Annotated in this window: 24 protein-coding genes; 6 read left to right on the top strand and 18 right to left on the bottom strand. The window is 64.7% G+C overall.

Features of this window, described 5'->3' with window-relative positions:
* Window positions 1–62: 62 nt before the first annotated feature.
* From BLR25_RS15980 to imuA, 3 genes are read right to left on the bottom strand one after another with little or no spacing between them, the layout of a single operon-like run.
* The gene (locus tag BLR25_RS15980) at window positions 63–3137 is read right to left on the bottom strand and encodes an error-prone DNA polymerase (RefSeq protein ID WP_091938913.1); all 3075 of its coding nucleotides are present in this window, start codon (window positions 3135–3137) and stop codon (window positions 63–65) included.
* The gene (locus BLR25_RS15975) at window positions 3134–4603 is read right to left on the bottom strand and encodes a Y-family DNA polymerase (protein ID WP_245715591.1); all 1470 of its coding nucleotides are present in this window, start codon (window positions 4601–4603) and stop codon (window positions 3134–3136) included. The genes BLR25_RS15980 and BLR25_RS15975 overlap by 4 nt, the downstream gene beginning before the upstream one ends.
* Entirely contained in the window at window positions 4527–5243 is a 717-nt protein-coding gene (gene imuA / locus BLR25_RS15970; protein ID WP_091938911.1) for a translesion DNA synthesis-associated protein ImuA, read from the bottom strand. Before imuA ends, BLR25_RS15975 begins: the two co-directional genes overlap by 77 nt.
* 223 nt (window positions 5244–5466) lie before the next feature.
* On the opposite strand from imuA, the gene BLR25_RS15965 reads away from it, so the two are divergent.
* Complete coding sequence (locus BLR25_RS15965; RefSeq protein ID WP_091938909.1) at window positions 5467–5844, top strand: hypothetical protein; 378 nt, start codon at window positions 5467–5469, stop codon at window positions 5842–5844.
* Window positions 5845–5893: 49 nt separating this feature from the next.
* Here the strand turns inward: BLR25_RS15965 and BLR25_RS15960 are convergent, their stop codons facing one another.
* The 12 genes from BLR25_RS15960 to BLR25_RS15910 form a co-directional block, all read right to left on the bottom strand.
* Window positions 5894–6673 carry a Gfo/Idh/MocA family protein gene (locus BLR25_RS15960; protein WP_218122778.1) on the bottom strand — a complete coding sequence of 260 codons (780 nt, stop codon included), beginning with the start codon at window positions 6671–6673 and terminating at the stop codon, window positions 5894–5896.
* 15 nt (window positions 6674–6688) lie between these two features.
* Entirely contained in the window at window positions 6689–6934 is a 246-nt protein-coding gene (locus BLR25_RS21565) for a Gfo/Idh/MocA family oxidoreductase (RefSeq protein ID WP_218122777.1), read from the bottom strand.
* 10 nt (window positions 6935–6944) lie between these two features.
* Window positions 6945–7745, bottom strand: a complete 801-nt coding sequence (locus tag BLR25_RS15955; protein ID WP_091939050.1) for an SDR family NAD(P)-dependent oxidoreductase — start codon at window positions 7743–7745, stop codon at window positions 6945–6947.
* A 108-nt stretch (window positions 7746–7853) separates the two neighbouring features.
* Window positions 7854–8783 carry a PfkB family carbohydrate kinase gene (locus BLR25_RS15950; protein WP_091938907.1) on the bottom strand — a complete coding sequence of 310 codons (930 nt, stop codon included), beginning with the start codon at window positions 8781–8783 and terminating at the stop codon, window positions 7854–7856.
* A complete protein-coding gene (locus BLR25_RS15945) occupies window positions 8780–9439 on the bottom strand; it encodes a 2-dehydro-3-deoxy-6-phosphogalactonate aldolase (protein WP_245715590.1) in 660 nt (219 codons plus the stop codon). Before BLR25_RS15945 ends, BLR25_RS15950 begins: the two co-directional genes overlap by 4 nt.
* A gap of 75 nt (window positions 9440–9514) precedes the next feature.
* Complete coding sequence (locus tag BLR25_RS15940) at window positions 9515–10486, bottom strand: tripartite tricarboxylate transporter substrate binding protein (protein ID WP_091938905.1); 972 nt, start codon at window positions 10484–10486, stop codon at window positions 9515–9517.
* An 87-nt stretch (window positions 10487–10573) separates the two neighbouring features.
* Window positions 10574–11515 (bottom strand): PfkB family carbohydrate kinase, encoded by a 942-nt coding sequence (locus BLR25_RS15935; RefSeq protein WP_091938903.1) that lies wholly within the window; start codon window positions 11513–11515, stop codon window positions 10574–10576.
* Between the two features lie 3 nt (window positions 11516–11518).
* Window positions 11519–12160, bottom strand: coding sequence for a bifunctional 4-hydroxy-2-oxoglutarate aldolase/2-dehydro-3-deoxy-phosphogluconate aldolase (gene eda, locus BLR25_RS15930; RefSeq protein WP_091938901.1), 642 nt, complete (start codon window positions 12158–12160; stop codon window positions 11519–11521).
* A gap of 9 nt (window positions 12161–12169) precedes the next feature.
* On the bottom strand, window positions 12170–12994 hold the full coding sequence (locus BLR25_RS15925) for an IclR family transcriptional regulator (protein ID WP_091938899.1): 825 nt from the start codon (window positions 12992–12994) through the stop codon (window positions 12170–12172).
* A gap of 421 nt (window positions 12995–13415) precedes the next feature.
* Window positions 13416–13661 (bottom strand): response regulator, encoded by a 246-nt coding sequence (locus BLR25_RS15920; RefSeq protein WP_342718640.1) that lies wholly within the window; start codon window positions 13659–13661, stop codon window positions 13416–13418.
* A 15-nt stretch (window positions 13662–13676) separates the two neighbouring features.
* The gene (locus tag BLR25_RS15915; protein ID WP_176785941.1) at window positions 13677–15242 is read right to left on the bottom strand and encodes a PAS domain-containing hybrid sensor histidine kinase/response regulator; all 1566 of its coding nucleotides are present in this window, start codon (window positions 15240–15242) and stop codon (window positions 13677–13679) included.
* Window positions 15229–17769 (bottom strand): CheR family methyltransferase, encoded by a 2541-nt coding sequence (locus BLR25_RS15910; protein WP_176785940.1) that lies wholly within the window; start codon window positions 17767–17769, stop codon window positions 15229–15231. The genes BLR25_RS15915 and BLR25_RS15910 overlap by 14 nt, the downstream gene beginning before the upstream one ends.
* A 354-nt stretch (window positions 17770–18123) precedes the next feature.
* On the opposite strand from BLR25_RS15910, the gene BLR25_RS15905 reads away from it, so the two are divergent.
* Entirely contained in the window at window positions 18124–18555 is a 432-nt protein-coding gene (locus BLR25_RS15905; RefSeq protein ID WP_091938892.1) for a GNAT family N-acetyltransferase, read from the top strand.
* Between the two features lie 54 nt (window positions 18556–18609).
* Here the strand turns inward: BLR25_RS15905 and BLR25_RS21365 are convergent, their stop codons facing one another.
* A complete protein-coding gene (locus BLR25_RS21365) occupies window positions 18610–19263 on the bottom strand; it encodes a hypothetical protein (RefSeq protein WP_176785939.1) in 654 nt (217 codons plus the stop codon).
* A gap of 84 nt (window positions 19264–19347) precedes the next feature.
* Here BLR25_RS21365 and BLR25_RS15895 point away from each other — a divergent pair, with 84 nt between their 5' ends.
* Window positions 19348–20835 carry a GGDEF domain-containing protein gene (locus tag BLR25_RS15895; protein WP_176785938.1) on the top strand — a complete coding sequence of 496 codons (1488 nt, stop codon included), beginning with the start codon at window positions 19348–19350 and terminating at the stop codon, window positions 20833–20835.
* A gap of 23 nt (window positions 20836–20858) precedes the next feature.
* Here the strand turns inward: BLR25_RS15895 and BLR25_RS15890 are convergent, their stop codons facing one another.
* On the bottom strand, window positions 20859–21314 hold the full coding sequence (locus BLR25_RS15890; protein WP_091938887.1) for an acyl-CoA thioesterase: 456 nt from the start codon (window positions 21312–21314) through the stop codon (window positions 20859–20861).
* Window positions 21315–22195: 881 nt separating this feature from the next.
* Between BLR25_RS15890 and BLR25_RS15885 the strand changes: the two genes are divergently transcribed.
* From BLR25_RS15885 to BLR25_RS15875, 3 genes are all read left to right on the top strand, one after another.
* Window positions 22196–22585, top strand: coding sequence for a hypothetical protein (locus BLR25_RS15885; protein ID WP_091938886.1), 390 nt, complete (start codon window positions 22196–22198; stop codon window positions 22583–22585).
* Between the two features lie 412 nt (window positions 22586–22997).
* Window positions 22998–24479 carry a carbohydrate porin gene (locus BLR25_RS15880; RefSeq protein ID WP_245715589.1) on the top strand — a complete coding sequence of 494 codons (1482 nt, stop codon included), beginning with the start codon at window positions 22998–23000 and terminating at the stop codon, window positions 24477–24479.
* A gap of 163 nt (window positions 24480–24642) precedes the next feature.
* Entirely contained in the window at window positions 24643–25977 is a 1335-nt protein-coding gene (locus BLR25_RS15875) for a glycosyltransferase (RefSeq protein ID WP_091938885.1), read from the top strand.
* Between the two features lie 80 nt (window positions 25978–26057).
* Here the strand turns inward: BLR25_RS15875 and BLR25_RS15870 are convergent.
* Window positions 26058–26421 (bottom strand): fumarate hydratase C-terminal domain-containing protein (locus BLR25_RS15870; protein ID WP_176785937.1); only part of this gene is annotated, 364 nt, incomplete at its 5' end.

The raw sequence follows: 26421 nt of genomic DNA, 5'->3' as shown, positions 1-26421 counted from the left end.
CATTGGCGCAAAAGGATTTTTTTACCTTGCTTAAAAAAGCGGCATGTTCACAAGGACGAGCCCTAGTGAAAATCGCGGCTCGACGTCGCCAACGCGCCGAGTAAGGGCGTATGGTCGACGAGGCGACCGGCGACCAGATGCAGCACACCGCCCTCGCGTTGAACGACGCCGAGCACACCGAGCAGGCGTGCCGACAGCAACTCGCGCCGCTGCCGCTCGGCCAGGCGCGGATGGACGATGACATTGAGGAGGCCGTGTTCATCCTCGAGTGTGAGGAAGATCACCTGCGCCGTCCCCGGCCGCTGCCGGCAGGTGACGATGCCGGCGCAGCGCGCCGGGCGATTGTGTTCTATCACAGCCAGGGCGGCCGTCGTCGCATAGTGCCGCCGCGTCAAGGTCTCACGCAACAGCGCCAGCGGATGCCGGCCGAGCGAGAGCCGCAGGCTGGCGAAATCGGCGACGAGGTCCTCGCCTTCGCTCAGCGCCGGCAAAATGACGTCGTCTTGACATGACGAGGCTTCGAGCAGGAGGTCGCGCTGCAACGGTGCGTCGGCCACCGCCCAGGCGGCCTGACGACGATGGCCGGCGAGCGCCGCCAACGCACCGCCACCCGCCAGCGCATCGAGATCGTCGCGGCCGAGCGCAGCACGCCGAACGAGATCGGCGACATCGCGAAACGGCCGGGCGGCGGCGATGCGCAACCCGGCGGCGGCGCCGAGTCCGCCGATCTGGCCGAGGCCCAGGCGAACGGCATCACGGCGCTCGCCTGCCGGCGCCGCCAGCCAGTCGCTGTGCTGAACGTCGGGCGAGAAGACGACGACGCCGTGTCGACGCGCATCCTGGACAAGTTGCGACGCCGAATAAAACCCCATCGGCTGGGCGTTGAGCAGGCCGACGAGAAAGGCTGCCGGCTCATGCCGCTTGAGCCAGGCCGAGACATAAACGAGCAGCGCAAAACTGGCGGCATGCGATTCGGGAAAGCCGTACTCGCCAAAGCCCTCGATCTGGCGATAGATCGCCTCGGCAAAGGCGATGTCATAACCACGGGTTCGCATGCCTTCGATGAGTCGCTCACGCAGATGGCCGAGACCGCCCTGGCGCTTCCACGCCGCCATCGAACGGCGCAACTGATCGGCTTCGCCCGGTGTAAAACCGGCAGCGACGATTGCCAGCTGCATCACCTGTTCCTGGAAGATCGGCACGCCGAGCGTGCGTTCGAGCACGGCGCGCACTTCCGGCGAAGGATACGAGATGGCTTCAAGCCCTTGGCGCCGGCGCAGATAGGGATGCACCATGTCGCCCTGGATCGGCCCCGGACGGACGATCGCCACCTCGACGACGAGGTCATAGAACCGGGCCGGACGCAGGCGCGGCAGCATCGCCATCTGCGCGCGCGACTCGATCTGGAAAACGCCGATGGTATCGGCGCGGCCGATCATCTCATAGACGGCCGGGTCCTCGCGCGTAATGTCGGAAAGGACGAACGGCCGCCCCCGGCGAGCGCCGACGCTCTCGAGCGCGCGCCGGATCGCCGTCAGCATGCCGAGCGCCAGCACATCGACCTTCATCAGTTTCAGCGCCTCGATGTCGTCCTTGTCCCACTGGATGACGCTGCGGCCGGCCATCGCCGCGTTTTCGATCGGCACCAGACGGTCGAGGCGGCCGCGGCTGATGACGAAGCCGCCGACGTGCTGCGACAGATGCCTGGGAAAACCGCGCAATTGCTCGGCCAGCAGCAACCACTTGACGACCCGCGGCGCCGCCGGATCGAGACCGACTTCGGCGAAGCGTTGCGGCAACTGCTCGCGACTGTCCCACCAGGCCAGCGACGAGGTCAGCGCGTCGATGCACTCGCGATCGATGCCGAGCGCCCGCCCGGCATCGCGCAAGGCCGAGCGCGTTCGGTAACAGATCACCGTCGCCGCCAGCGCGGCGCGCTCGCGACCGTATTTGTCATAGAGGTACTGGATCACCTCTTCGCGTCGCTGGTGCTCGAAATCGACGTCGATATCCGGCGGCTCGTCGCGTTCGCGTGAAATGAAACGGGCAAAGAGCAGCGCCGACTGCGCCGGGTCGACCTCGGTAATACCGAGCGCATAGCAGACCGCCGAGTTCGCCGCCGAACCCCGCCCCTGGCAGAGGATGCCACGCCCGCGCGCGAACTTGACGATGTCATAGACGGTAAGGAAGTACGGCTCGTAGACCAATTCGGCGATCAGCGCGAGTTCCTGTTCGACCTGATCGCGCACCGCCGCCGGAACGCCGTCGGCATAACGCCGCAGCAGCCCGCTTTCGGTTTCGGCGCGCAGATAGGCCGACGGCGTCATGTCCGGCGGCACGACCTCGTCGGGATACTCGTAACGCAAGGAATCGAGCGAAAAATCGCAACGCTCGGCGATCCGCAGCGTCTCGGCCAACAACTCGGACGGATACAACTGCGCCAGCCGCGCACGCGAGCGCAGATGCCGCTCGCCATTGGCGAACAGGGCGCGCCCGGCCGAATCGACCGTCGTTTTCAGGCGCAGGGCGGTCAGCGCATCCTGTAGCGGACGCCGGCTGCGCACATGCATATGCACATCGCCGGCGGCGACGATCGGCACCCCGCTCGTTGCCGAGAGCATGCGCAAGGCGGCCAGCCGATCGCGATCCTCGGGCAGCAGATGGCGCTCATACGCGATCCAGGCGCGACCGGGAAAGGCCTCGGCCAGCCAGGCCGCCGTCGCCGCCCAGGTCGCCGCCGACGCCGGGGCCGGTATCCAGAGTGCCAGGCAATCGGGCACACCGCGCGCCAGATCGCCGCGCGTCAGGCGGTACTCGCCCTTGGCGGCATGGCGCCGGCCGAGGCTGACGATCGCCGAAAGATTGCCATAGCCGGCACGATCCTGCGCCAGCAGCACCAGCTTTTCCCCATCGGCGAGCACCAGTTCGCTGCCGACGATCAGCTTCAGGCCGGCCGCCTTGGCCGCGACATGGGCGCGCACGACGCCGGCCAGCGAACACTCGTCGGTGATCGCCAGGGCCTCATAACCGAGCGCCTGCGCCCGCGCCACCAGTTCCTCGGCATGCGAGGCGCCGCGCAGAAAGCTGAAGTTCGACAGGCAATGCAGCTCGGCATAGCCGGGCAATTCATTCGTCATGAGAAGAAACCGTGCAGGAACCAGCCGCCCGGTGCGCGGCACTCGCGAAAAATCCACACGGCGCGGCCGCCCGCGTCGCGGGCGATGAAATAGTCGCGACGGACATCGACGGCGCCGGTCTCAGTGCCACGCTCGCCTTCGTCCCACCAGCCCGATTCGATGCGTTCCGGCCCGGTCAATAAGTCGAGCCGCCCGCCGCGATACGGTCGCCCGGCCACCTCGCGCAGGGATTCCGGCGCAGCCAGCAACCACAGGGGACGCGGCGGCAATGATGACAAAAGCGATGACAAAAGCGCTGACGACAACGGCGGCGAAGCCTCCGGCTGTGCGCCACACCGCGTCGCGCACTCGGGCCGGTGATCGTTGCACACCGCCGGAAAGACCACCTGCGTCTCGCCCAACCGCGCGCCGAGGCGTTCGCGCAGCGCACCCATCCGCTCGCGCTCGCCGCCGGCATCGCCAAACAGCGCACCGTCGTGCCCCGGCCGCGCCGCCACCTCGAGCGCATCGAGACACAGCGACTCGACCGGTGCCGTCAACGTCAGGCGGTCGAGCCGTTCGCGCAGCACCCGCTCGATGCGTCCGGCATCGGCGATCGGTTCGGAAAAACCGAGCGACAGCGCCGTCTCGCCGGACACATGCCGCAAGCGCAAGGTCGCGCGGCGCACGCCGGCCTGGCGGGCAGTCAGCCAGCCGGACAAGGCCGCGACCAGGCGGCGCGCGGCGAACACCAGCACCGGCGCATGCTCGACCGCAGCCGGCAAAGGCAAGGACATGGAGAACTGTTCGGGAAAGACGAAATCGGGGCGGGGATCGGGCAACTCGCCGAACGCGCGCGCCAGCAGGCAGACGGCGTCGGCGCCGATGCGCCGGGCCAGCGCTGCGGCTGGCAGGCGCCGCGCCGCGCCCAGCGTCGTCGAACCGAAACCCTGCAGCGCTGCCGCCGCGCGTGCCGGCAGCAGCGTCACCGGCAAGGGATCGAGATGCTGCGCCAAGCGTGCCGGTGAGGTGCAGACGACAGCGACGCCGCTCAGCGCCAGCCAGTGCGCCGCCAGCGGCGTCGGCGCCACCGCCAGGGCCACTGACAGATCGAGCGAGGCGGCGCTCTCGCCGATCGTCGCCACGAGCGCGCGCAAGCCACCGAACAAACGCAGACAACGGCCGATCTCGAGCAGGACGGTATCGTCCGCCAGGCTGACGCGCGGCGTAAAACGGCCGGCCCAGCAGGCCACTGCCTGCATGGCGGCGCTTTCCCGGGCAAGATCGCGCGGCCGCAAGCTCAGCGCTGGCAGCAAGGCCCGGGCCGATGACACGCCGACCCCCGCCATCACGCCGGCGCGCTGCGCCGCTGCATCGGCCAGGAGAACACGTCCCTGGGCCACGACGGCGCTAGGCGACGGAGACGACGGCAAGGCCTCGAGCGCCAGCGCCGGCAGGTGCAACGCCAGCCAGATCGGCGCTTTCATGCGCGACGCTCCGCATCAATCGCGACGACATATCGAGCAGCAGCGTCTCCGCGCAGGGCGGACCACGTCGCTTGAGCATCCGCACGGCAAGCCGCCCCTCGGGCGTCGCGCCAAGCTGCAGGCGCAGCGGCGCCGCCGACGGCTCCCGCCCGGCCGACTCGGGACGAAACAAAAACCCCAGCGCGCCGCCAGTCGCGGCAGCGACCTGCAAGCGCCGCACCGCTGTGCTCTCGACTTGGGGCGCCCAGCACAGCACGGCCCCCGGCGCCCCGCTCGACAAGCTCTGTTCCGCCGCCCACACGCGGTCGCGCTGCGTTTCCGGCGCAACGACGAGCAAGCGCGCGAGATCGAGCCGCTCGGCCCAGGCCGGCGCATAAACGACCTGGGGTGGCGCGATGAGCACCACCCAGCGCCCTTCGGCCTGCACGCTCGCCAATGCCGGTAAGAGCAACGAACACTCGCCGATGCCCGACCCGGCGCACAAGAGTTCGCTCAAGCCACCACGCGCCCAGCCACCGCCCGGCAATTCGGCATCGAGCGGCGCGAAGCCGCTGCGCACGACGGGAACCCCGGCGGTCGCCGCCGCGCCGCGCCAGACATCGGGACGAACCAGCACCTCGGCCAGCGACACGGCATTCATTCCGGCCTTCCTCCGGGAGCGATTCGAACTTCATGATCATGACGGAAAGATAAAAACACGGGCAGTGCACCGACAAGGAATACTGTCATTATATACAGGTATTCGCCAGTCGCAAGGCCGTATTCCACCGTTTGTGGCGATCCCGCGCTAATCGGCCGTGAAGCTTTGCTCCGGAGCGGTTAGAATAGTCCCGTCCCTGATTTCATACGCAGCAGGTTGCAGAATGCCTTACCAGACAGAACGCGAAGCCCACGGTATCTATCAGAAATTCTGGGGCGACCTCCTGCCGCCCGCATTATTCGATTCGCTGAAAGCCATTCCGGAAACCCCGGATTTCCCGTCGCTGCGCTACATCATCAAGGATTACCGCGAGGTCCGCATCTTCGACATCGGGGTCAAGACGCTGCTCGAAGGGCTGGCGCTGAACATGCACTGGAAGCACATCAATCCGCATATCGTCGTCGCCGTCATCACGACCGACCCGGAAATCATCGATGTCTGCCGCACCGCCCTGACCTATCCCTTCGACGCCTATCCGCGCAAGGTCTTTTCGACGCTCGAAGACGCGCGCGCCTGGATCGCCGGTTTCGAGAAGAAATAGGAACCTCCGCCGCCGCCCCGACGACTGCACGCGGGCGTCTGCACGGCGTCTACGCCAGCACCACCCGTTCGCCCGTTTCGGCTGCGCGTGCCACTGCCAGCACGCCCGCCAGCGTCCGCGCCGCGTCCTGCACCGTACAGAGCGGCGCCGACGTCCGGCGCACCACCCGACAGAAGTGATCGAGCTGCCGCCTCAAGGGATCGGCCTCGGCCCGCATCAAGGTTGCCTCGACCAGCGGCGACCGCCATGACGGCGCTCCCGGATGCGTCAGCAGGCGCAAGCCCGGCAACGACAGGGTGCCGCGGGTCCCCGACAGGACATAGCAGTTGGCGCCGGGCGCCTGCGCATGGCCGACGCTTTCGCCACTCGCCTGGGTCCAGTTGAACGGTCCGGCGGCGCAATCGGAAAGCATGAAGGTGCCGAGCGCACCGCTGGCGAAGCGCAGGCTGATCGCCACCGTATCTTCGACGTCGAAACCGCGCACGGCATGCGAAGCGATCGCCTGCACATCGACGATCTCGCCGGCCAGCACGCGCAAGGTGTCGATTTCATCGGCGAGTTCGGAGAGGATCGGGCCGCCTTCCTTCTGCCGGCGCCACGGCGCCGCCTGAAAATCGCTCGCAGGGCGCGCGAAGGTGGCGCTGCCCATCACCGACACCAGGCGTCCCAAGCGCCCGTCGCGGATGATCCGGCGCGCCTCGTCGATGATCGGGCTGTAGCGCCGCCGATGACCGACCAGCACCGGCACGCCGGACGCCTCGACACACCGGATCAGGCCGCTGACCATGTCGGGCGCATCGGCGAGCGGCGGCTCGATCAGCACCGGCACGCCGGCGACCAGGCACTACAGCGCCGCCTCGACCTGCGACGCCGCCGGCATCGCCAGGATGACGCCGTCGGGACGCAGCGCATCGAGCAGTTCGGCAAGACGATGGAAGCGCGGCACGCCATAGCCGGCGACCCGCTCGATCGCGCCGGGCACCGGATCGCAGACCGCCGCCAGCACGCAATCGTCATGATCGCGAAGACGTTCGGCATGGGCGCGGCCGGCTTCTCCCAGGCCGACGACGGCAAGACGTAGACGATGCATCGCGACGCGATCAGTTCGTTCGCAAGCGAGCGACACCGACGGCGCCGTCGAGATGCAGGAGCGCGCCGGTCGTCGCCGAGGCCTGCGCCGAAGCGAGATAGAGCACGGTGTCGGCCACCTCGTCGGTGGTCGCCACGTGCGGGAAGCCCGAGGCCAGCGCGTGGTGCTCGCTGCTGAAGGCCGACAGCGTCTCCTCCATCGTCAGGCAGGCCTCGCCGTCAGCGCCGCGCGAATCCTCGCCGGTCGGGCGGATCGGCCCGAGCAGCACGGCATTGGCGGTGACGCCGGTACAGCTCGTCCGCTTCGACAGGCTCTGCGCCAGATGGAAGACCGCGGCCTTGGAGAGGCCGTAGGGAATCATGTCGGCCGGGATATTGAGCGCCCATTCCGACGAGATGAAGATGATGCGCCCGAAGTATTTTTTCAGCATCGCGGGCAGATAGGCCCGCGAAAGCCGCACCGCCGACATGACGTTGACTTCGAAATAGCGCGACCATTCCTCGTCCTGGACATCGAGGAAATCGCGCGATTCGTAAATGCCGATGTTGTTGATGAAGATGTCGGCCTCGGGATGCTCGGCAAGCAGCCGGGCGCAGCCCTCCGCCGTGCCGACGTCGCAGGCGACGCCCTGTACCGAGACGCCCGGCGCCACCGCGGCCAACCTGGCGACGGCGGCTTCGACCGCCGCCGGACGACGGCCGTTGATGACCACCGCCGCCCCCGCCAATGCCAGCGTTCTGGCAATATCGAATCCGACCCCGGCCGTCGAGCCGGTGATCACCGCTTTTTTCCCCGTAAGATCCGCGTTCATGGATATCCCCTGATCCTGATTCAAATCCTGTTCCTGCTGCCGTTCCGTTAAGGTATTTTTTTCGCCGGCGAACACCGGCCTGAAATTCGTCGCGGCCCCAAGTGCATATTATGTCATTGTCAACACAAGTGCATCGACTTCGGAACGCGTCGGACAACCGAGACGGCCGCCGAAACGGGTGCACTTGAGCGAGGCGGCGGCGCAGGCGAAGCGTGCTGCCGCGGCGACGTCGCAGCCTTCGAGCAGGGCCAGCGCCAGCGCTCCGTGGAAAACATCCCCGGCGCCCAGCGTATCGACGACTTTGACGGCCGGCGCCGCGACCCAGCGGACCTCGTCCTGCTCGAGCCAAGCGTAGCCGCGCGCGCCGCAGGTCGCCCCGACATGGCCGCGGTGTTCGCGACCGACACAACGCAGCGCCGTCTCGACATCCTCACACCCCGCGTAGATCGCCAGTCCGGCATCGGAAAAGACGGCATAGTCGGCGAGCGGCATCAGTCGATGCAGCACCTCGGGCGGCGCCACATCGCCGTCGACCATGCACGGAATACCGCGCGCCCGGGCCGCCCGCAAGGCCACCTCGGCGCCCTCCGGCCAGCGCGTCTCGCAATGCAGGAAATCGGCGCCGTCAAGATGCTGCAAGGGCAACCAGTCAGCCCGCGTATCGGCGCAGGGATCGTGAAAGGGCACGACCAGACGGTCGCCCCGCCGGTCCATGATAATCGCCACCTGCGAGGTCGCCGCGCCGGGTACGACCTGCAGTCCCGACACGTCGAAAGCTTCGTCGCTCAGCACCTTGCGCACCTCGACGCCGAGGGCGTCGTCGCCGATGCGCGACCAGATGTCGGCACGGCCGCCCAATCGCGCGAAGGCGTAGGCCGCCGATATCGCCATGCCGTCGACCAGCTGAACGCGCCGTTGCGCCAGCAGCTTGGCCGGCGGCGGCGCAATCGTCTCGACCTGAAAGATCGTCGCCGAACAGACGGCGCCGACGGCAATCATCCGCGGCGTCTGCGGGGTGACGGCCGACGCCACCTTCACCGGCCCTTCCAGTCCCGTCGCAGCGCGGCGACGAAGGCGCGGGCGCGATCGCCGAGTTCGTCGGCGCGCATGCCGGGTTTGTACAAGGCCGACCCCAAGCCGAAGGCGCTGGCGCCCGCCTCGATATACGGCCCCATGTTATCCGGCGTGATGCCGCCGAAGGGCACCAGGCAGGTGCCTTTGGGCAAGACGACGCCAATCGATTTGACGATCTTCGGCACGATCATCTCGGCCGGGAACAATTTGAGTGCATCGGCGCCGGCCGCCAGGGCGGCGAAGGCCTCGGTCGGCGTGGCGACGCCGGGCACGCAGAGCAGGCCTCCGCGCTTCGCCGCGCGCACGACCTCGAGATCCGAGTGCGGCATGAAAACGATATCGCCGCCGCAGGCTTTCAGCGACACCACCTGTTCGGGCGCCAGCACCGTTCCGGCGCCGACGACGGCATCGGCCGGCAAGGCCTTGCGAATCTGCGCGATGCTCTCGAAAGGCTCGGGCGAATTGAGCGGCACCTCGATCAGGCGAAAGCCCTCGTCATAGAGCACCTTGCCGAGCGTCGCCGCTTCGGCCGGACGAATTCCCCGCAGCACCGCAATCAACGGCAGGGCGCCGACGGCCTGGCGAAATCGTTCGATTCCGCCCTGGTTCAACACTGTCACGACTAATCCTTTCATCATCGACACGCAACGGCGTCCGGCCGCACCGACGGGCCCGGCCGGACGCACCGCGATGTCTTACTTGCCGAGTTCCATCTTCGACAGCAGGTTGTTGAAGAACACATACTGGTCATTGGCGAACTTCTTGAATTCTTCCGACGACCGGTAATGCACGACCATGCCGCGCGAGGCGATGAAGGTCTTGAACTCTTCGCTGCTGGCAGCCTTCTTCAGGGACGCGCTCAGACGGTCGAGCACCGGCTTCGGCGTTCCCTTCGGCGCGGCAAAACCGCCCCAGCCGGCGAACTCGATCTTGACGCCGCTTTCAATCGCCGTCGGCACCTTCGGGAAGGCCGGATCGCGTTCCGGCGTCATGATCGCCAGGATCTTCAGCTTGCCGGCATCGACGCCCGCCTTGACCTCGCCGGCATTCACCGTCACCGCCTCGATATGCTTGCCCATCAGCGCCGTCACCGCCGGCGCCGCGCCTTCAAACGGGATATGGTTGAAGGTCACTTTCTGATTCTGTTCGAGCGCCGACGCGGCAATATGCCAGATGGAACCGGCGCCGGAGTTGCCGACGCGGACCTTGCCCGGATTCGCCTGCGCGTACTTGATGAACTCGGCGATCGTGTTGTAGGGCGCATCGACCGGCACCGTCAGCGCCGCCGGCACGACAGTCGTCTGGCCGATGAAATCGAAGGTTTCCGGCTGCAGGTCGGAGAGTTTCAAGGCCTTGTGCATCACCAGTTCGACCGGCACATAGGTCAGCATATAGCCGTCCGGCGTGCTGCGCGCCACCGACGACATGCCGACACCGCCCGAACCGCCCGGCTTGTTGACGACGACGACCGGCTTGCCGAGATCGGCTTCCATGCCCTTGGCGATGATCCGCGCGGTCATGTCGGAGGCGCCGCCCGGATTGAAAGGCACGACGATGGTGACTTCACGCTGGGGGAAGGTCCCCTGCGCCAGCGTCGGTGCGCTGAAGGTGGCGGCAAAGAGCGCCGTGGCCGAAACAGCAGCGGAAAGCAACGTTACTTTTTTCATGGAAATCTCCTCAAAAAATGCGTGTGGTGACACATTCCCTGCGACAAAAAAATACTCCGACTCGTTTACCTCTCTCCAAAAAACCGTTTATGCGGCGCCGTAGGTGGCAAGCACCAGCGCCTCGACCTCATCGCGCAGCGGGCAGCCGAGACGTCCGCCGAACCGCGTGCACTTGAGCGAGGCGGCAGCGCAGGCAAAGCGTGCCGCTGCCGTCATCGACCGCCCTTCCAACAAGGCCAGCGCCAGGGCGCCATGAAAGACGTCGCCGGCGGACAGCGTATCGACGACCTCGACGCGCGGCGCCCGCACATGCTGCAGCGCACCCTCCTCGATCCAGAAATACCCTTCCGCGCCGCAACTCGCGCCGACATGCCCGGCATGCTCGGCCGCCACCCGCCGCAACGCCGTCTCGACGTCATTGACGCCGGCATAGAGCAGCAGGCCGGCATCGGAAAAGACAGCGTAATCGGCGAGCGGCACCAGCCGCTGCAGCACCTCGAGCGGGGCGACGTCGCCATCGATCATCGTCGGCACGCCGAACTTGCGCGCCGTGCGCATCGCGTGTTCGGCCCCTTCGACCCAGCGCGCGTCGCAATGCAGGATACTGGCCTGAGCGATGTCACCGACCGGCAGCCAATCCGGCGACTTATCGACCCGCTCGTCATGAAAGGGAACGACCAGCCGGTCGCCGCGCCGATCGACGATGATCGCCGCCTGCGAGGTCTTGGCAGCGGGAACGCTGTGCAGCCCCGACGTGTCGAGCCCTTCACCGGCCAAGCCGCGCCGGATCGACGCGCCCAGTTCGTCGTCGCCGATGCGCGCGCATACCGTCGCCTGCCCGCCCAGGCGCAGGAACGCGAACCCGGCCGACAAGGCCATGCCGTCGGCCACCTGGAAAAAACCCGAGGCCAGCGCCTTGCCCGGCACCGGCGGAATTTCGTCGACGCGGTACAGGCTCGACAGACACAGTCCGCCGACCGTCACCATACGCAAGGGTGCGCCCGCCACCGGCCGCTTATTTCCTGACATCGTTCAGCCCTGCCGCATCGCCATGGCGCGTTGAGCCAGGGCGGTGATCGCCGACCAGTCGCGCGCCTTGATCAGCTCGTTCGGCGCCACCCAGGAACAGCCGATCGTCTTGCAGTTGGGCAAGGAGATATAGCCGGGCACATCCTCGTTCCGAATCCCGCCGGTTGGGCAGAAAGTCAGCTCGGGAAAGACGCCGGCCATGCTCTGCAGCCACTGGATACCGGCACTGCCATGCGCCGGGAAGAGCTTGAGTTCACGGAAACCGTGCTCGACCGCGGCCATGATCTCGCTGGCGCTGGCGACGCCCGGCAAGAACGGCAGGTCGGCCGCACGCACGGCGGCGGCGAGCCTGTCGGTCAGTCCCGGCGCGACACCGAAGGAGGCGCCGGCGGCCACCGCCGCCTCGACATCGGCCGGCCGCAGCAAGGTGCCGGCACCGACGGCGGCCTGTGGCGCCGCCGCACGCATGGCGCGGATCGCTTCGGGCGCGGCCGGCGTCCGCATCAGCACCTCGAACACCGTCACCCCGCCCGCCACCAGCGCCGTCGCAAGTTCGCCGGCGATGGCGGCATCATGGATCGTCAGCACCGGCATGACCGGCACTCGGGCCAATATCTCGCGCATCCGCGAGGGCTGTGCAACCATGACAACTCCCTAAATGTGAAATGACGAATCGGCGCGCTGCGCCGTGAAAATCGACTGCGAGCGGATCGGCCAGATCTCCTCGATGCGGCGGATCGCTTCGTGCAAGGGCGCGGCGAAGGCGACCAGCCGGGCCCGGTCGAGACGGAAGGTCGGGCCGCCGATCGACACTGCGCCGACGACGTGATTGGCCTTGGTCGGATCCTTGACCAGCATGGCGATCGCCGACAAGCCGAGTTCGGATTCCTGTTCGTTGATGCCAAAGCCCTGCGTGCGCGTCGCCCGGATCTCGCGGCGCAACTGGGCGACGGTGCGCACCGCGTTCGGGCCCAGGAGTTCGCTCCCGAAACCGCGCTCGACGACACGGGCGATCGCCTCTTTCTCTGGCAGGCTCGCCAGCCAGGCCTTGCCCATCGCCGTCGTGTGCAAGGGCACGTGCCGCCCGCTGATCGGATCGCAGCGGATCGCGCCGGTCGCGCCCTGCGACTTGGCGACCCAGGTCATCTCGTCGTCCTCGACGACGGCGAGGCGAACGAATTCGCCGGTCTGCCGCGCCAAGTCGTCGAGAATCGGCTGCGCCGCCTCGGTGACATTCATCCCGGCCAGCTGGCGCAGACCGATCGAGCCGAGCTTCAAGGTCAGCACATAGCGATCGCTGAAACGGTCCTGGCGCACGTAATGACGATTGGCCAGCGCCTGCAACAGGCGGTGCGTCGCGCTGAGCGGCAGCGACAAGTGCTGCGCGATCGCGCTGATCTGCAAGCCATCGGCATGATCGACGAGCAACTCGAGAATCGCCAGCCCGCGCTCGACCGAAGAAACGCTCAAATTCGCCATCGCCGTTCGTCCCCGCCATCCGTCCTATATGCCATGCGCCTCATGAAAAACCGGGCGCGCATTTCGAATCCGGTGCACCGGCGCGAGCTTCCGCGCCCTGATGCGTGAGCGCAGTCTAATCCTATCCGGAAACATTTTCCATATTGAACTGGAAATATTTTCCTGATCGCCAGGACAGTCAAGGCAGGCATGCCGAACCCCCCCGCCCCTTCACGCCGGAGGTGCGCTCGATCGTCATGGCAAGGCACCGGACGCTGGGCCAGCGTCCGGTGAGCGAAGGAAGAAATCGACCACGCCGGCGGAAACCCCGGGGCGGGTTTTCAATGAGCCGCCGGATCGCCGGAGCGGCTTCAAGATACGCAGCGCCGCAGACAACCGGCGCGGGGCGCAAACCGAAGCTTGATTGCGCCCCCGCCCTCCTCTAATTGCGGTTCGCGTCGCTGGCAACGTCTTTCAGCCAGCGCGCCAGCACCTGGTACAAATCTTCGGCATGCACGGGCTTGGCGACAAAATCGTCCATGCCGGCACGATTGCAGTGCACGCGGTCCTGCTCGAACGCGCTCGCCGTCACGGCGATGATGGGGACATTTCCCCGACGCGCGTTGCGGCGGATCCGCCGGGTCGCCTCGATGCCATCCATCGATGGCATCTGGATGTCCATCAGGATCAGGCCGTAGTCGTTTTATGTGGCCCGGACGACCGCCTCAAGGCCGTCGCAGGCGAGATCGACCCGCAACCCGACATCCGCCAGCATGCTCGCCAGGACATTGCGATTGATCGGCTCATCCTCGACCAGCAGGACTCGCGTTCCCGCATAATTGGCCCGCAAGAGTTCGCCGGCGACGCCGAACTTCCTGTACGCCAGCACGGCCCCGGGCTCGGCGCTCGCCAGCCAGACGGTGAACCAGAAACGGCTGCCGACACCGGGTGTGCTGTCGGCACCGGCGTCTCCGTCCATCAAGCAGGCAATCTTGCGCGTGATGGCGAGACCGAGACCCGACCCGCCGTATCGCCGTGTCATCGACGCGTTGGCCTGTTCGAAAGGCCGGAACAAACGCGGCAGCGCGGCTGCATCGACGCCAATGCCACTATCCTCGACCTCGAAACGGAGCAAGCTGCGCCGGCCCTGATGACGAATACAACGGGCGCGCAGGACGATTGAACCGGTCTCGGTGAACTTGACGGCGTTGGCGGCATAGTTGAGCAAGGCCTGCTGGATCCGCATCGCGTCGCCGAGAAATGAGGAGGTCAAGCCCTTGACGTCGATCAGCACCCGCAGATCCCTGGCATGCGCCTTCTCCTGGATCAGCGACGCGACATTGCCGACGAGCGTATCGACGCGAAACGGAACCTCCTCCAGATCGAATTTTCCCGCCTCGATCTTCGACAGATCGAGAATCGCAGCGATGAGTCCGAGCAGATGCTCGCTCGCCGCCTCGAGCATATCGACGCGCTCGGCCTGTGCGGGCGTCAGCCCGTCACGCCGGATCATGTAGATCGCGCCGGAGATGGCATTGAGCGGCGTCCGGATCTCGTGCGACATATTGGCGAGGAAGGCGCTCTTGGCAATGCTCGCCGTCTCGGCCGCGGCCTTGGCGGCGGCCAATTCGGCTGTGCGTTCGCCGACCAGCTCCTCAAGACGGAAGCGGTACCGGTCGAGTTCGATGGCATTTTCCTTCTGCTCGGTAATATCGATCGCCACCCCGGTCATGACACAGAAGCTGTCGCCTTCGCCACCGCAAATATCGCCGCGTTCCAGTATCCAGCGCACATCGCCGCTCGCCGTGAGAATGCGGTATTCCATCGACAGCGGGCGGCGCATCGCCAAGGCCTCGACAAAGCCGGAAATGGCCAGGTCGCGATCTTCCGGATGCAGCACGGCGCGCCAACTGTCGATACCCGCTTCGACCGACGCGGCATCGAGACCATAGACAGGGAAGACCTCCGGCGACCAGGTCCAGCGACCGCTCATGACATCCCAGTCCCAGCAGCCCGCTCTGGCCGCTCTCAAGGCCATCGACAGACGACGCAGCACCGCCTCGCCTTTGGCCTGCAGTTCCCGCATGACGCCGTTGAGCATTTCAAGCTCGACCTGATGCACCTGCAGTTTGTGCAGCAGGCGTATGGTGTCGTCTTCACTTTCCCCGTCCTTGGTCGGTCTCGCCGCCAGCGCGATCTCGGCTTCACGCCACAGGGTTTCGAAGGCCGGAACGACGAAACAGCCGGCAAAAGTATCAATGGGAGACATGGCGGCATCCAGGGTCGGAATCGTCTTGCAAACGTTCGAAAACATCGATGAAGGTGATGACGACGCCATCGATGACATCGAGCTGACTGCGGAAAGGCATAATGCGCACGCCATACCAGCGATCGTCGTGGCTCATCGCCAAGGTCCGCCGGGTTTTGACCTTTTTCAGGACTTCGTCCGCATCGTCGACAAGATTCGGATAATTGAGGTCGGTCATGACATGAATGAGCGGTCGGCCGATATCCGAGGGAATGAGCCTGAACAGATCGGTCGCGCACGTCGTGAAACGCCTCAAGCGCATATCCCGATCGAGAAATATCGCAGCGATTTCCAGACTGTTGAGCACAATCTTCATATCCTTGCGCACCCACTCGAGATCGCGCATCCGCGACTGCAATTCACCGTTGATGAGCTGCAGTTCCTCATTGAGCGACTGCAGTTGCTCGCGGGAAATCGTCAGTTCTTCATTCGCCGATTGCAGTTCCTCATTGGTCGATTGCAATTCCTCGTTGCTCGCCCGCAGATCCTCGACCGTCATCTGAATTTCTGCGTGCGTCGCCTGCAAGTTTTCCCGCATCCGCTGCATTTCCCGCAACATGGCGCGATCGGCGTCGGACTGCGGTACCAGTTGCTCGTGCCGCCGCTTGGGTACTGCCTTGACATCGCGAAAAACCACCAGCACCCGCCCACGCAAGGCATCGGGCTGCTCCAGCCCCTGCACGATCACGTCGACCGTCTGCACGCCCCGTTCATTGCGGATGCGAACGCCCTTGAGCACCACTTCCCGTTCTGGCGTCCGCAGCGCCAGATACGTAACGCCCATCAGCGCCTCGCGCAGACCGTCGCGCGCCATCGCCAGAAGATTGACGTTGGTCCTGCCCGCCGGCGGCTCGAGATACTTGCCGGTCCGTCCGCTCACATACAGGATGTCGCCATTGCGATTGACGAGTACCGCGGCCGGCGCAAAATTTTGCTGAACCAGCTGGTCGGTCAGCTGACCGATGTTATCGACGCCGTCACTACGCACCGGCATAAAGGCGTGCAACATCGGGAAAGGCGTCGTCATCGCCCTTTCGGGGGTTTTGTTCGGCTCGCCGCAACGGCGATAGAGACGCGCTCCCGAATGCACGAGGGAAAATAGCGCATCGTCTTCATTGACCGTCTCGGCACTACCCAGCAGCAGCAAGCCCTCCGGATTCAGGGCGTAGTGAAGCACCGGCAACATGGCCTTCTGCGCCTCGGCACCGAAATAGATCATCAGGTTGCGGCAGCACAGGATATCGAGCCGGGTAAATGGCGGATCGGCGGCCACGTTCTGCGCCGCGAAGACGACCATTTCGCGCACCGACTTGCATACCCGATAGGCGCTGCCGCCGGACTCGGCGACGAAATAACGGGCCAAGCGCTCGCTCGAGACATCCGCCGCGATACTCGGCGGATACAAACCCTTGCGTGCGAAATCGACCGCCGCCGGATCGACGTCGGTAGCGTAGATCTGCAAGGTAAAGCGCCGGCTCGGCTTGACGTCGGCCAGCGCCTCGCGAAACGCGATCGCCAACGAATACGCCTCTTCGCCCGTCGAGCAGGCGGAAACCCAGGCGCGCAGGTTCTTTCCGCGCGGATAACGGGCGAACAGACCGGGAATCGCCTCGATGCGCAACACTTCCCAGACCTCCGAATCCCGGAAAAACTGCGTCACGCCGATCAGCAACTCCTGGAACAAGAGATCGAGCTCCGAGGCATTTTCATTCAGATAGCGGACGTAATCCTCGAGCGTCGGCAACTGATGCACTGCCAGGCGGCGCTCGACCCGACGAAAAAGACTGCTGCGCTTGTACAGCGAGAAATCGTTGCCGCGGCGCTCGCGCAACATCTGGACGATCCGGTCGAGCGCGTCGAGCATGTACGCCTGATGCGGCGATTCGAGTTCCAGTTCGGCATCGGCACGCCGCAGATAGTCGACAATGCGCACCGGCATCGCCTCCGGCGCCGCAACAATATCGACGACACCGGCCTCGATCGCCTGCCGGACGAGGCCTTCGCCGGCAGTCGGCCCCGGATCCTGCACCAGCGTCAGCCCGCCTTTACCCTTGATGGCGCGCAAGCCGAAGACGCCATCGCACGCGTCACCGCTCTCGCCGCCAAGCAGGACGCCGACCGAAAGATGCGCACAACATTCGGCCAGCGAGCGGAAAAAATAATCGACAGGCAGGCGCAGATAGCCATCGCTGCGCGGATTGCCCATGTGCAAGACGTTCTTCCGCAGCGAAACCTCCTTGCCGGCCGGCACCAGATAAACCTGGTTGGCCTCGATCGTCAGACAATCCTCGACCGGCCGTACCTGCAGGAACGCCGAGCATTCGGGGCTTAGCGTGAACATACCGGGATTCGCCGGGGCATCGGACTGGATGACGACGAAGGACATTCCGCCATCCCGGGGAACCTCCTCCAGAAAAGACAGAAGCGCCTCGAGTCCGCCCAGAGGACAGGCGATACCGATGAGAAAAACGGGGGGAGTCTTGGTCATTGCATCCGATCCGAAAGAAGGCCTGCCGGGGGAATTCTCATGCCGCAAGAAAGCCGCGGCCTGCACCAAAGCGTCACGACGCGAGCGAAAAATGCGCGTCGCCGGCGCCATGCCCAGCATATCCGGGACCGATGAAAAAAAACCACGTCAGAAATGACAGGTATCGCCCTGTTTTGACGAAAAAAATCAACCCGGCCGCAGAATCTCTCTCCCCGCCATGCTCCCCCATCGGGGGCGGCGGAATCCGATCGATGCATCGGACGAACGCCGCCGCAAGCCCCAATCCCGGCAGGACGACCCTCCCCTATCCGTTTATCATGGGAAGCGAGAGCAACCCGCACGCACAGGCATCCCATGTCCAGCCCAGAGGAAATCCACTATTCCGTCTCCGCCCGCCTCGACGCGGAAGAACTCGGCCAACTGCTCGCCGCCGCGGCCGGCAGCGCCTATACCGAAGCCATGCTGACCCGCCTGATCGAAGGCTCGACGGCCTACGTCACGGCACGTGCCGGCGACCGCCTCGTCGGATTCGGCCGCCTTCTCTCCGACGGCGCGGTCACCGCCTACATCAACAATATGGCGGTCAGTCCCGACCATCAGGACCGGGGCATCGGCGGCCGACTGCTGGACCTGCTGGTCGAGACCGCCGGCGAGGTGAAGTCGATTTACCTCTACACCGACACCGCCGACGCGTTCTATTTGCGCCACGATTTCCGGCCATCGGAAAAGCGCCTCTACGTCCGGCGGCGCGACGACACATCGAGTATCGACGCCCCCCAGTCCTGAATCGATGGGGCCTGCCACACACACGCCGTCCGCCGGCGTGGTCACGGGCAAGGTTCAGCGGACGACCCGCAGAATTTCTCCGCCGCAACTTTCCGACACGCGCCGGTATTCCTCCGGCGTATCGATCAACGCCTGCGACGATCTGACGCGTTCCATCTCGCGCTGAACGAACGGCATCCAGCGTTCCTGAAGCTCGCGCTCGAGCAGGGCACGCGTCTGGCCTACCGGCGCGCGCGCCGGCGTGCCGGTGGCAAACCTGCGCTGCAGCGCCTCCGTCAATTCCGGCGCCAGCGCGGCAAGGTGGTCGAGATAGGTTTTGACATGCCGCTGCTCATGCTGAAGGATCTCCCGATAGGCGCAACCTTCGGGCGGAAATTCCCGCGCGACATACACCGTCATCGGACTGAACCCGTAGGACATGGTGATTTGCGGGCTGACGCATTCCCACTGCCGCGTGCGGTCGACGATCGCCGGCGCGCGAATCTCGAAGACGACCCGCGCCGTCCCGCGGGTCAGGCCAAGCACGCGCTGGTTCGTCCGGTGTTCCTGCGTACTCAGCAGCGAAATCGCCCTATAATCGTGATCCGGATTGACCGTCACCGGTGCGCTGATCTGCTTGACCGTCACCGACGGCGGCGGCAATGCAGCGCACTCATCGGCACCGGCCTCAGCCACCGCAACCAGCAGAAAAAACGCGAGAACACGCATGAACGTTCCGTCCCCATGGAGTCGCCCGGCGCCGAACCGCCGGAGGACGGGACAAAGCGAACAGGAAACCGTATAGTAATCCGCATGCCCTACTTTGACTCAAAGCGCCAAGCACGACAGGTCAGCCGCCTTGTCATTGCCTGTACCGTTCTGTTTCTCGGCACGATGTGGGCGGCGATCGGTTATTTCGTGACCGAATCGAGAGCAGCCCGGATCAGCGAGGAGCAACGCGTACTCGCGCGGATGGCCCGCATGGTGGAAGAGCAGACGCACGCGCTGTTCTCCTTCGTCGATTATTTCCTCGTCGCGGCAGATTCCCGCTTCGAGAAACATCCGCGTTCCGATCCACGCACCGACCCTGACTTCCGCGTCATGATGGACAACTTCCGGGCGCGCACACAGGGTTTCGTCGACATTCGTTTCGTCTCGGCTGACGGCACGCTGTATTACCGTGGCGATACCGATGGACAAGGACGCGCCCAGGTCGACGACCGCGATTACTATCAGGCGCAGATGCAGTCCCCGCCGCACGGCCTGTTCATCGCCCAGCCGGTACTGAGCCGATACACCAATCGCTGGGGCCTGCCGATCTCTTATCCCCTCAAAGCCCGGCCGCACGGCATCGCGGTGATTTTTGCCGCCATCGAAAACATCGCCTTTTCGGAGCCTTTCGAAGCGGCACGCACCAAACCCAACGGCAGCATCGTCCTGGTGCATCAGGACGGCACCATCCTGTTCCGCTCGCCGGAAGCCGGCCTGATCGGCAAGTCGCTGCGCGGCAGCGGGCTCTGGAATGATGAGAACCGGACGCGGAATGAAGGCGTTTTCGAACTGACCACCGGGACCAGCGACGGCCTCGCACGCATCGGCGCCTTCGTCAAAGTACCCGATTATCCGCTCGTTGCGATCGCCACCTCGTCACTCGACGACACCCTCAGCGAATGGCACACCAAGGCCACCGGCCTGGTCGCCTTCGGCATCGCCGCCACGCTCGCCGGCATCGCCGTGCTCTGGCGACTGCGCAGTTCGCTGCGTTATCTCGACAGCACCCAGCGCGAACTGATGGCGCAGGCCAATATCGACGACCTGACGCAGATCGCCAATCGCCGCTTCTTCATGCTGCACAGCAGCCAGGAACTCGAACGCTGCCTGCGTTACGAGCGGCCGCTTTCACTGCTGATCTACGACGTCGATCACTTCAAGCGCATCAACGACGACTACGGACACGAAACCGGCGACCTGACCCTGAAGGCCATCACGCAAGCGGTTCAGGACGAACTGCGGGCAACCGACCTGCAAGCGCGGATCGGCGGCGAGGAATTCGCCGTCCTGCTGCCCGAGACGGGACTGAGCAAAGCCGTCGAGGTCGCCGAGCGCCTGCGCGCCCGCATCGAGAAAATGACCTACGTCAATATGGACAAACGAGATGCCCCGATCACCGTTTCGGTCGGCATCGCCGCCTATGCCAACGGCAACGAGACGCTCGACGAACTCATCGCACGGACCGATCGGGCGCTCTACCGGGCAAAAGCCGGCGGACGCAATCGCGTCTGCGCCGACTTCATCGCCTGAGTTGCCGCCGGCCCCCAAAGGGGTCAGGCGGGTGCTTCCGCGTCGACCAAGGCAGACAGATAAGCGTCGCGGAATTCGGGCGGCATACGCCTGACACTGCCGCTGCTCAACTCGATGCAAACCAGCTTCCAGGTACCGCGCAGGATGACGGCCGCATCGGCGACGCGCAGCAACTGAAAGCGCCGTTCGAGCAGGAGATTCCCGTCGCTGGCGACCAGCCAGGTGCCGAGCAGCAACTCGTCGCCGAGGAAACTCGGCAGCAGATAGTCGTAGGCGGCATGACGGATCGCCATGCCGCGATCGAGCCGCCGGTAATCGTCTATGCCAAGCCCCAGCGATTGCGAATGCGCCCAGGCAACCGTTTCGCACCACTGCACATAGACGGCGTTATTGGTATGGTTCAGACCGTCGATCTCGTTTTCAGAGGGAACGATCGGCAAGGTGTAGGGATGGGGGAAGTCCCAGTTCAAGTCAGGCATCGAGTCATCCTGTTGCGTGTCCGCCCTCCGATGAACGTCATCGCGGCGACACGCGCCGGGGCGTAATGACCGACATTTTATCAAGTGACCCGGACTCTCCCGGCAACACCGGCAACCCGACGCGCAAAAAAAACCCGCACCGGAGGGGGTGCGGGTTGAAATTCATCTTTCTGATGAAGGTTAAGCAAACGTTGTCAGTAGGGGAACTGAGCAACGGACGGAGTGTATGACAGACAAGAGCAGGCGTCTGTATCGGATTTCCGCAATTTTCCGACCGCGAAGCCGACGAAGCGAAACAAAAAAAGGTCGCCCTCCCGGCTCGCGGACGGTCTCCACCGGCAAAAAATCACCTGCCGTACAGATCGCTTCCCGTTGTCCTACAAGTCCACCGTTTTCTGTGGATAAGTCTGTGGAAGGTCGTCAGATTCTGCCGCCAGGCTTACCGATAGTCGGCGACGCTTAAATATTAGGCAGCGCCGTTCGCGACCGCCATCCCCCCAGCACAAATTCGATGAGGACACGGCGCCAGATGCCCGCCCATTCCTTCGGTAATTGCCTGAAAGCCAGACCTGGCGGCAGTTGCAGCGAATCGAAAGAGACTGACTCCGCATCCGGCAGGCATCGCCAGCCGACGCGACGCCGATCAAATGGACCGCGCGATCGTCGCCGCACCGAACCGGAAATCTCCGCCCCGACACCGACACGGACGCCACAAACCGGATGTTGATAAAATCGGTAAAAAAGCGGCGCCCTCGGGACAACTCGCCGGCAAGGCCTTGAACGAAAAGGATCCATCGCGCCGGCAGCCCTCAAGTTTCGACGCGCGAAGCCGTTATAGCGCTCACACTCAAAACCGGATCGGCCCCCGATCCAGACTTGCCATGTCCTACGAAATCACCTGGGAATCCCGGGGCGTCTTCAAGAAGCTGTCGGGCTATGTTTCGGCCGACGAATACGGGCAATCGGTCGATGTCGTGCAAACCGACGCGCGCTTCGACGAACTGAGATACATCATTGTCGATGCGACCGGCATCACCGGCGACGATTTCACCGGCGAAAAGCTCGACGAGATCGCCTGCCTCAAACATGTCGCCCACCGTTCGAACACGCAATGTCCGGTAGCCTACATCGTCACCTCCGGCCGCCTGGCGCGGATGATCATGCAGGCAACGCTGTCCATCCGCAAGCTGATGACCATCGCGATTTTCCCCAGCGTCGAGGACGCCCGACACTGGTTCCTGGCGTTGCGCCACGGCACGGCGCACCGTTAAGAGGTGTTCGCCAACGAGCGCCGGACTGGCCTCCAGCGCCGGAACGGCCACACGACGCGCAACGCCGCAGACGACAGGCGCAGGAGCCCTCCTGGGATGACTTCGTCACGACAAATTGCATGAATAACAGCCACTTAAGCGACACAGCGCTGGCATTACGTCATTTTCGCTGTTATAATGCCGCTCCTTCTTTTGCCGAGTCGCAGACTATGGACTGTCCCAGTTGTCGGTTGATGACCGATCAATAACTGGCAGGTAATACGGGCGTAATACGCTCCTGCTACCTTGCCAGCCATGGCGGGTAGCCGTTTCAAAATGCCGTTTCCGGCGGCAGATTCGCTTCCCATTGAAAAGTAATTCAGGCCGTTCCGGCCAATTTGGCGTTGCCAAGGCAATGGCCAAAGGGGTAAGCATGCTGTTCAAATTTCATCTGCATCGTTTTCGCTTTTTCGTCGCTTTCGTTCTCGGCATGGCCCTGTGCGGCCTTCTGCCGAAGTCGGCTCACGCCCAGCTGCGCGAAGATTCCGCGCCGGCCATCCTGCTCGCCAATCTGACGCCGATGCCGCAACATACCGACGTCCACGACGAGGACTACGAGGACACCCAGGCCAAGTTCCAGGCGACCTACATCTGGCAGCGCCATGGCGCCTTCTCGGAGCGCCGTCCATCGACCGTCAACAGCGCCAATTACAGCGGCGCCTATCCGCTCTACAGCCTGCCGAAGCAACAGGACAAGAGCTACACGGCCACCTTCACCGGCTACTTCGGTTTCCGTCCGTGGACCGGCGGCGAACTCTACCTCAACCCCGAAGTCACTCAAGGCGTTCCGTTCGGCGGCTCGCTCACCGGACTCGGCGGCTTTTACAACGGCGAGATCACGCGGGCGGCCGGCTCGCGTCCGACGATCTACCGTCAGCGCCTGTTCCTGCGCCAGACCTGGAACCTGGGCGGCGGCAGCGAAGAAGTCGAATCCGACCTCAACTGGATGGCCGGCAGCGTCGACAAGAACCGTTTCGTCCTGACCGCCGGCAACTTCTCGGTGCTCGACGTGTTCGACAAGAACCGCTATGCCGGCGATCCCCGCCGCCAGTTCATGAACTGGGGCAACATGAACAACGTCGCCTTCGACTACGCCGCCGACTCCCGCGGCTGGGGCTGGGGCGCCGCCGGCGAGTGGTACCAGGGCGACTGGGTGCTGCGCTTCGGCCGCATGACCGGCCCCAAGCGCCCGAACGAACTGCCGACGGATTTCCGGATCGGCAAGCACTACGGCGACCAACTCGAGCTCGAACACGACCACGAGATCGCCGGACGCCCTGGCGCCATCCGCGCCACCGCCTGGCGCAACCGGGCGAACCTGGCTTCATTCCGCGACGCCATCAACTATGGCAACACGGTCGGCTGGACGCCCGACGCGACCAACGGCATGGAATACATCCTGAACGTGCGCAATGGAGAAAGGACCAAGTACGGCTTCGGCGTCAACATTGACCAGGAGATCTCGGACAATCTCGGCGTTTTCCTGAAAGGCATGTGGGCGGATGGCCGCACCGAAACCTACGCCTTCGCCGAGGTCGACCGCTCGCTCGCTACCGGCGTCTCGATCAGCGGCGCGGCATGGGGACGCGGCAACGACACGCTGGGCCTCTCCTACCTGGCGCACTTCCTCTCGAAGGACCGGCGCGAGTATCTCGAAAAAGGCGGGATTTCGTACTTCATCGGCGACGGCTGGCTTAACTACAAGCCGGAACAGGTCATGGAAAGCTATTACAGCGCCAAGCTGAACAAGGCCCTGTGGGTCACTGCCGACTACCAGTACGTGCGCAACCCGGCCTACAACGCCGATCGCGGACCGATCCACATCGTCGGCGTGCGTTTCCACGCGGAATTCTGATAGCGCCGGGTAGCCATTTCGCTGCGCCGGCGGTAGCATCCGTCATTTCCGCCGGCCGGCCCGGCCGAACCGTATCCTGAGCCTGCGCAGAGACGGTCCGGCCCGAGCGGCACCTCCGGTCCGATCCCGACGTTATCGGCAAGCGCACGCGCCCTATTCCATCATGATTCCCAAGACACTGCATTTCATCTGGGTCGGAGACGAAACCCGACGCCCCGACAACTGCGTCGACACCTGGAAGGAACGACACCCGGACTGGCAGATCAAGGTCTGGGGAAACCGCGAACTGGAACAGTGCGACTGGCGGAACGCCGGCCACATGCAGGCGATGTTCGCCCGCGAGCTCAACGGCGTCGCCGACATGATGCGCTGGGAAATTCTCCATCGCGAGGGCGGCATCGTCATCGATGCCGACAGCATCTGCTTGCGTGCGCTCGAAGACGACTTCCTGGACAACGAAGCCTTCGCCTGCTGGGAAAACGAAATCGCCCGCCCCGGCCTGATCGCCGCCGGCTATTTCGGCAGCGTGCCGGGCAACGCCTTCCTGCACCAGATCATCGAGGACATCCATGACGAAGTCAGCGTCATCAACGAACGCGCCTGGCGCACCGTCGGACCGCAACGGCTGACCGACGCCTACCGCCGCTACCAGTATCAGGACCTGAGCATCTACCCGAGCCACTATTTCATTCCCGAGCATTTCTCGGGAGTGCGTTACCACGGCAAGGGCCCGGTCTATGCCAGCCAGCTATGGGGCAGCACGCTGAGCCGCTACGACCGCCTTTACCTGGAAGCGACCGAAAAGATCTCGGCCCCGACGCGCCAAGATGACGGCGAATCGCCCGAACAGGCAGCGCAGCACGCCCTGCGCCAGCCGATCGCGGCGCAACACCCGGCCCCGTGCGTCCAGCGCGTCGGCATCAGCAACGACATCGCCACGCTCCCTCGCCTTGACGTCTTCACCAAGCTCTGCGGCGGAAAGCGCGTTCTGCACGTCGGCTGCGGCACGCCCGCATGCACCGCGACCGAACGGCCGCTGCACCTCGCACTGGCACCGGCATGCGCACGCCTCGATGGCATCGATCCGCGCCCGGGCGCCCTCGACGCGATCGCGGCGCAAGCGCCGGGACGTCTCTACACACGCTTCGAGGATATCCAGGACGACTATGACCTGGTGATCGTTCCCGAACTGCTCGGCCACGTCGCTGACGCCGCCGGACTTCTGGCACGTCTGGACGCACTCGGCACCGACTGCCTGCTGATCTCGGTGCCGGACGCATTCCAATGCGCCAATACGCATTTCGAATATAACCGGGACGCCGGCGCGCTCACCGAGATCGCGCCGCCGGGGCAGCGCTGCTGGTATTCGCCGTACACGCTGCTGGCGCTGCTCCAGGCAGAAACCCGGTGGGCGATCGCCGGCCTCTGGTTCTTCGACGGAACCTCGATCCTGGTCATGGCGACCAAGGCGAAACACACTTCGACCCACCGCCAATGATGTAAAAAGGCGCCGGACGACACACACCCGGCGCCCATGACATCGCCATCACGCCCGTCAGGCCGATGGCGAAGCGGCGATTACTTGATGAAGCCGACCTGCTGATGGATCCTGGCGACGATCGACGCCTTCTTGGCGTTGAACTCGGCCTTGTTCTTCTCGATCAGGTTGTTGCCCTGTGTGTCGATCGAGATGATCAGCGGTCCGAACTCTTTCACCCGGTTCACCCACAGCGTCTCCGGCATCCCGAGATCCAGCCACTCGGCCCGCTCGATCTCTTCCACCTGCGTCGCCGCCACCACCGCGCAGCCGCCCGGAAAGATCGCGTGCACCGCCTTGTGCTCCCGGCATCCTGCCTCGGTCAGCGGACCCATGCCGCCCTTGCCGACGATCAGTTTCACCCCGGTCTGCGCGATGAATTCCTTCTCGAACTTCTCCATCCGC

Origin of the sequence: Propionivibrio dicarboxylicus (assembly GCF_900099695.1) — a bacterium.
Taxonomy (GTDB): domain Bacteria; phylum Pseudomonadota; class Gammaproteobacteria; order Burkholderiales; family Rhodocyclaceae; genus Propionivibrio; species Propionivibrio dicarboxylicus.
The sequence above is the reverse complement of the archived record's forward strand: the minus strand, read 5'-3'. Positions and strand labels throughout refer to the sequence as shown.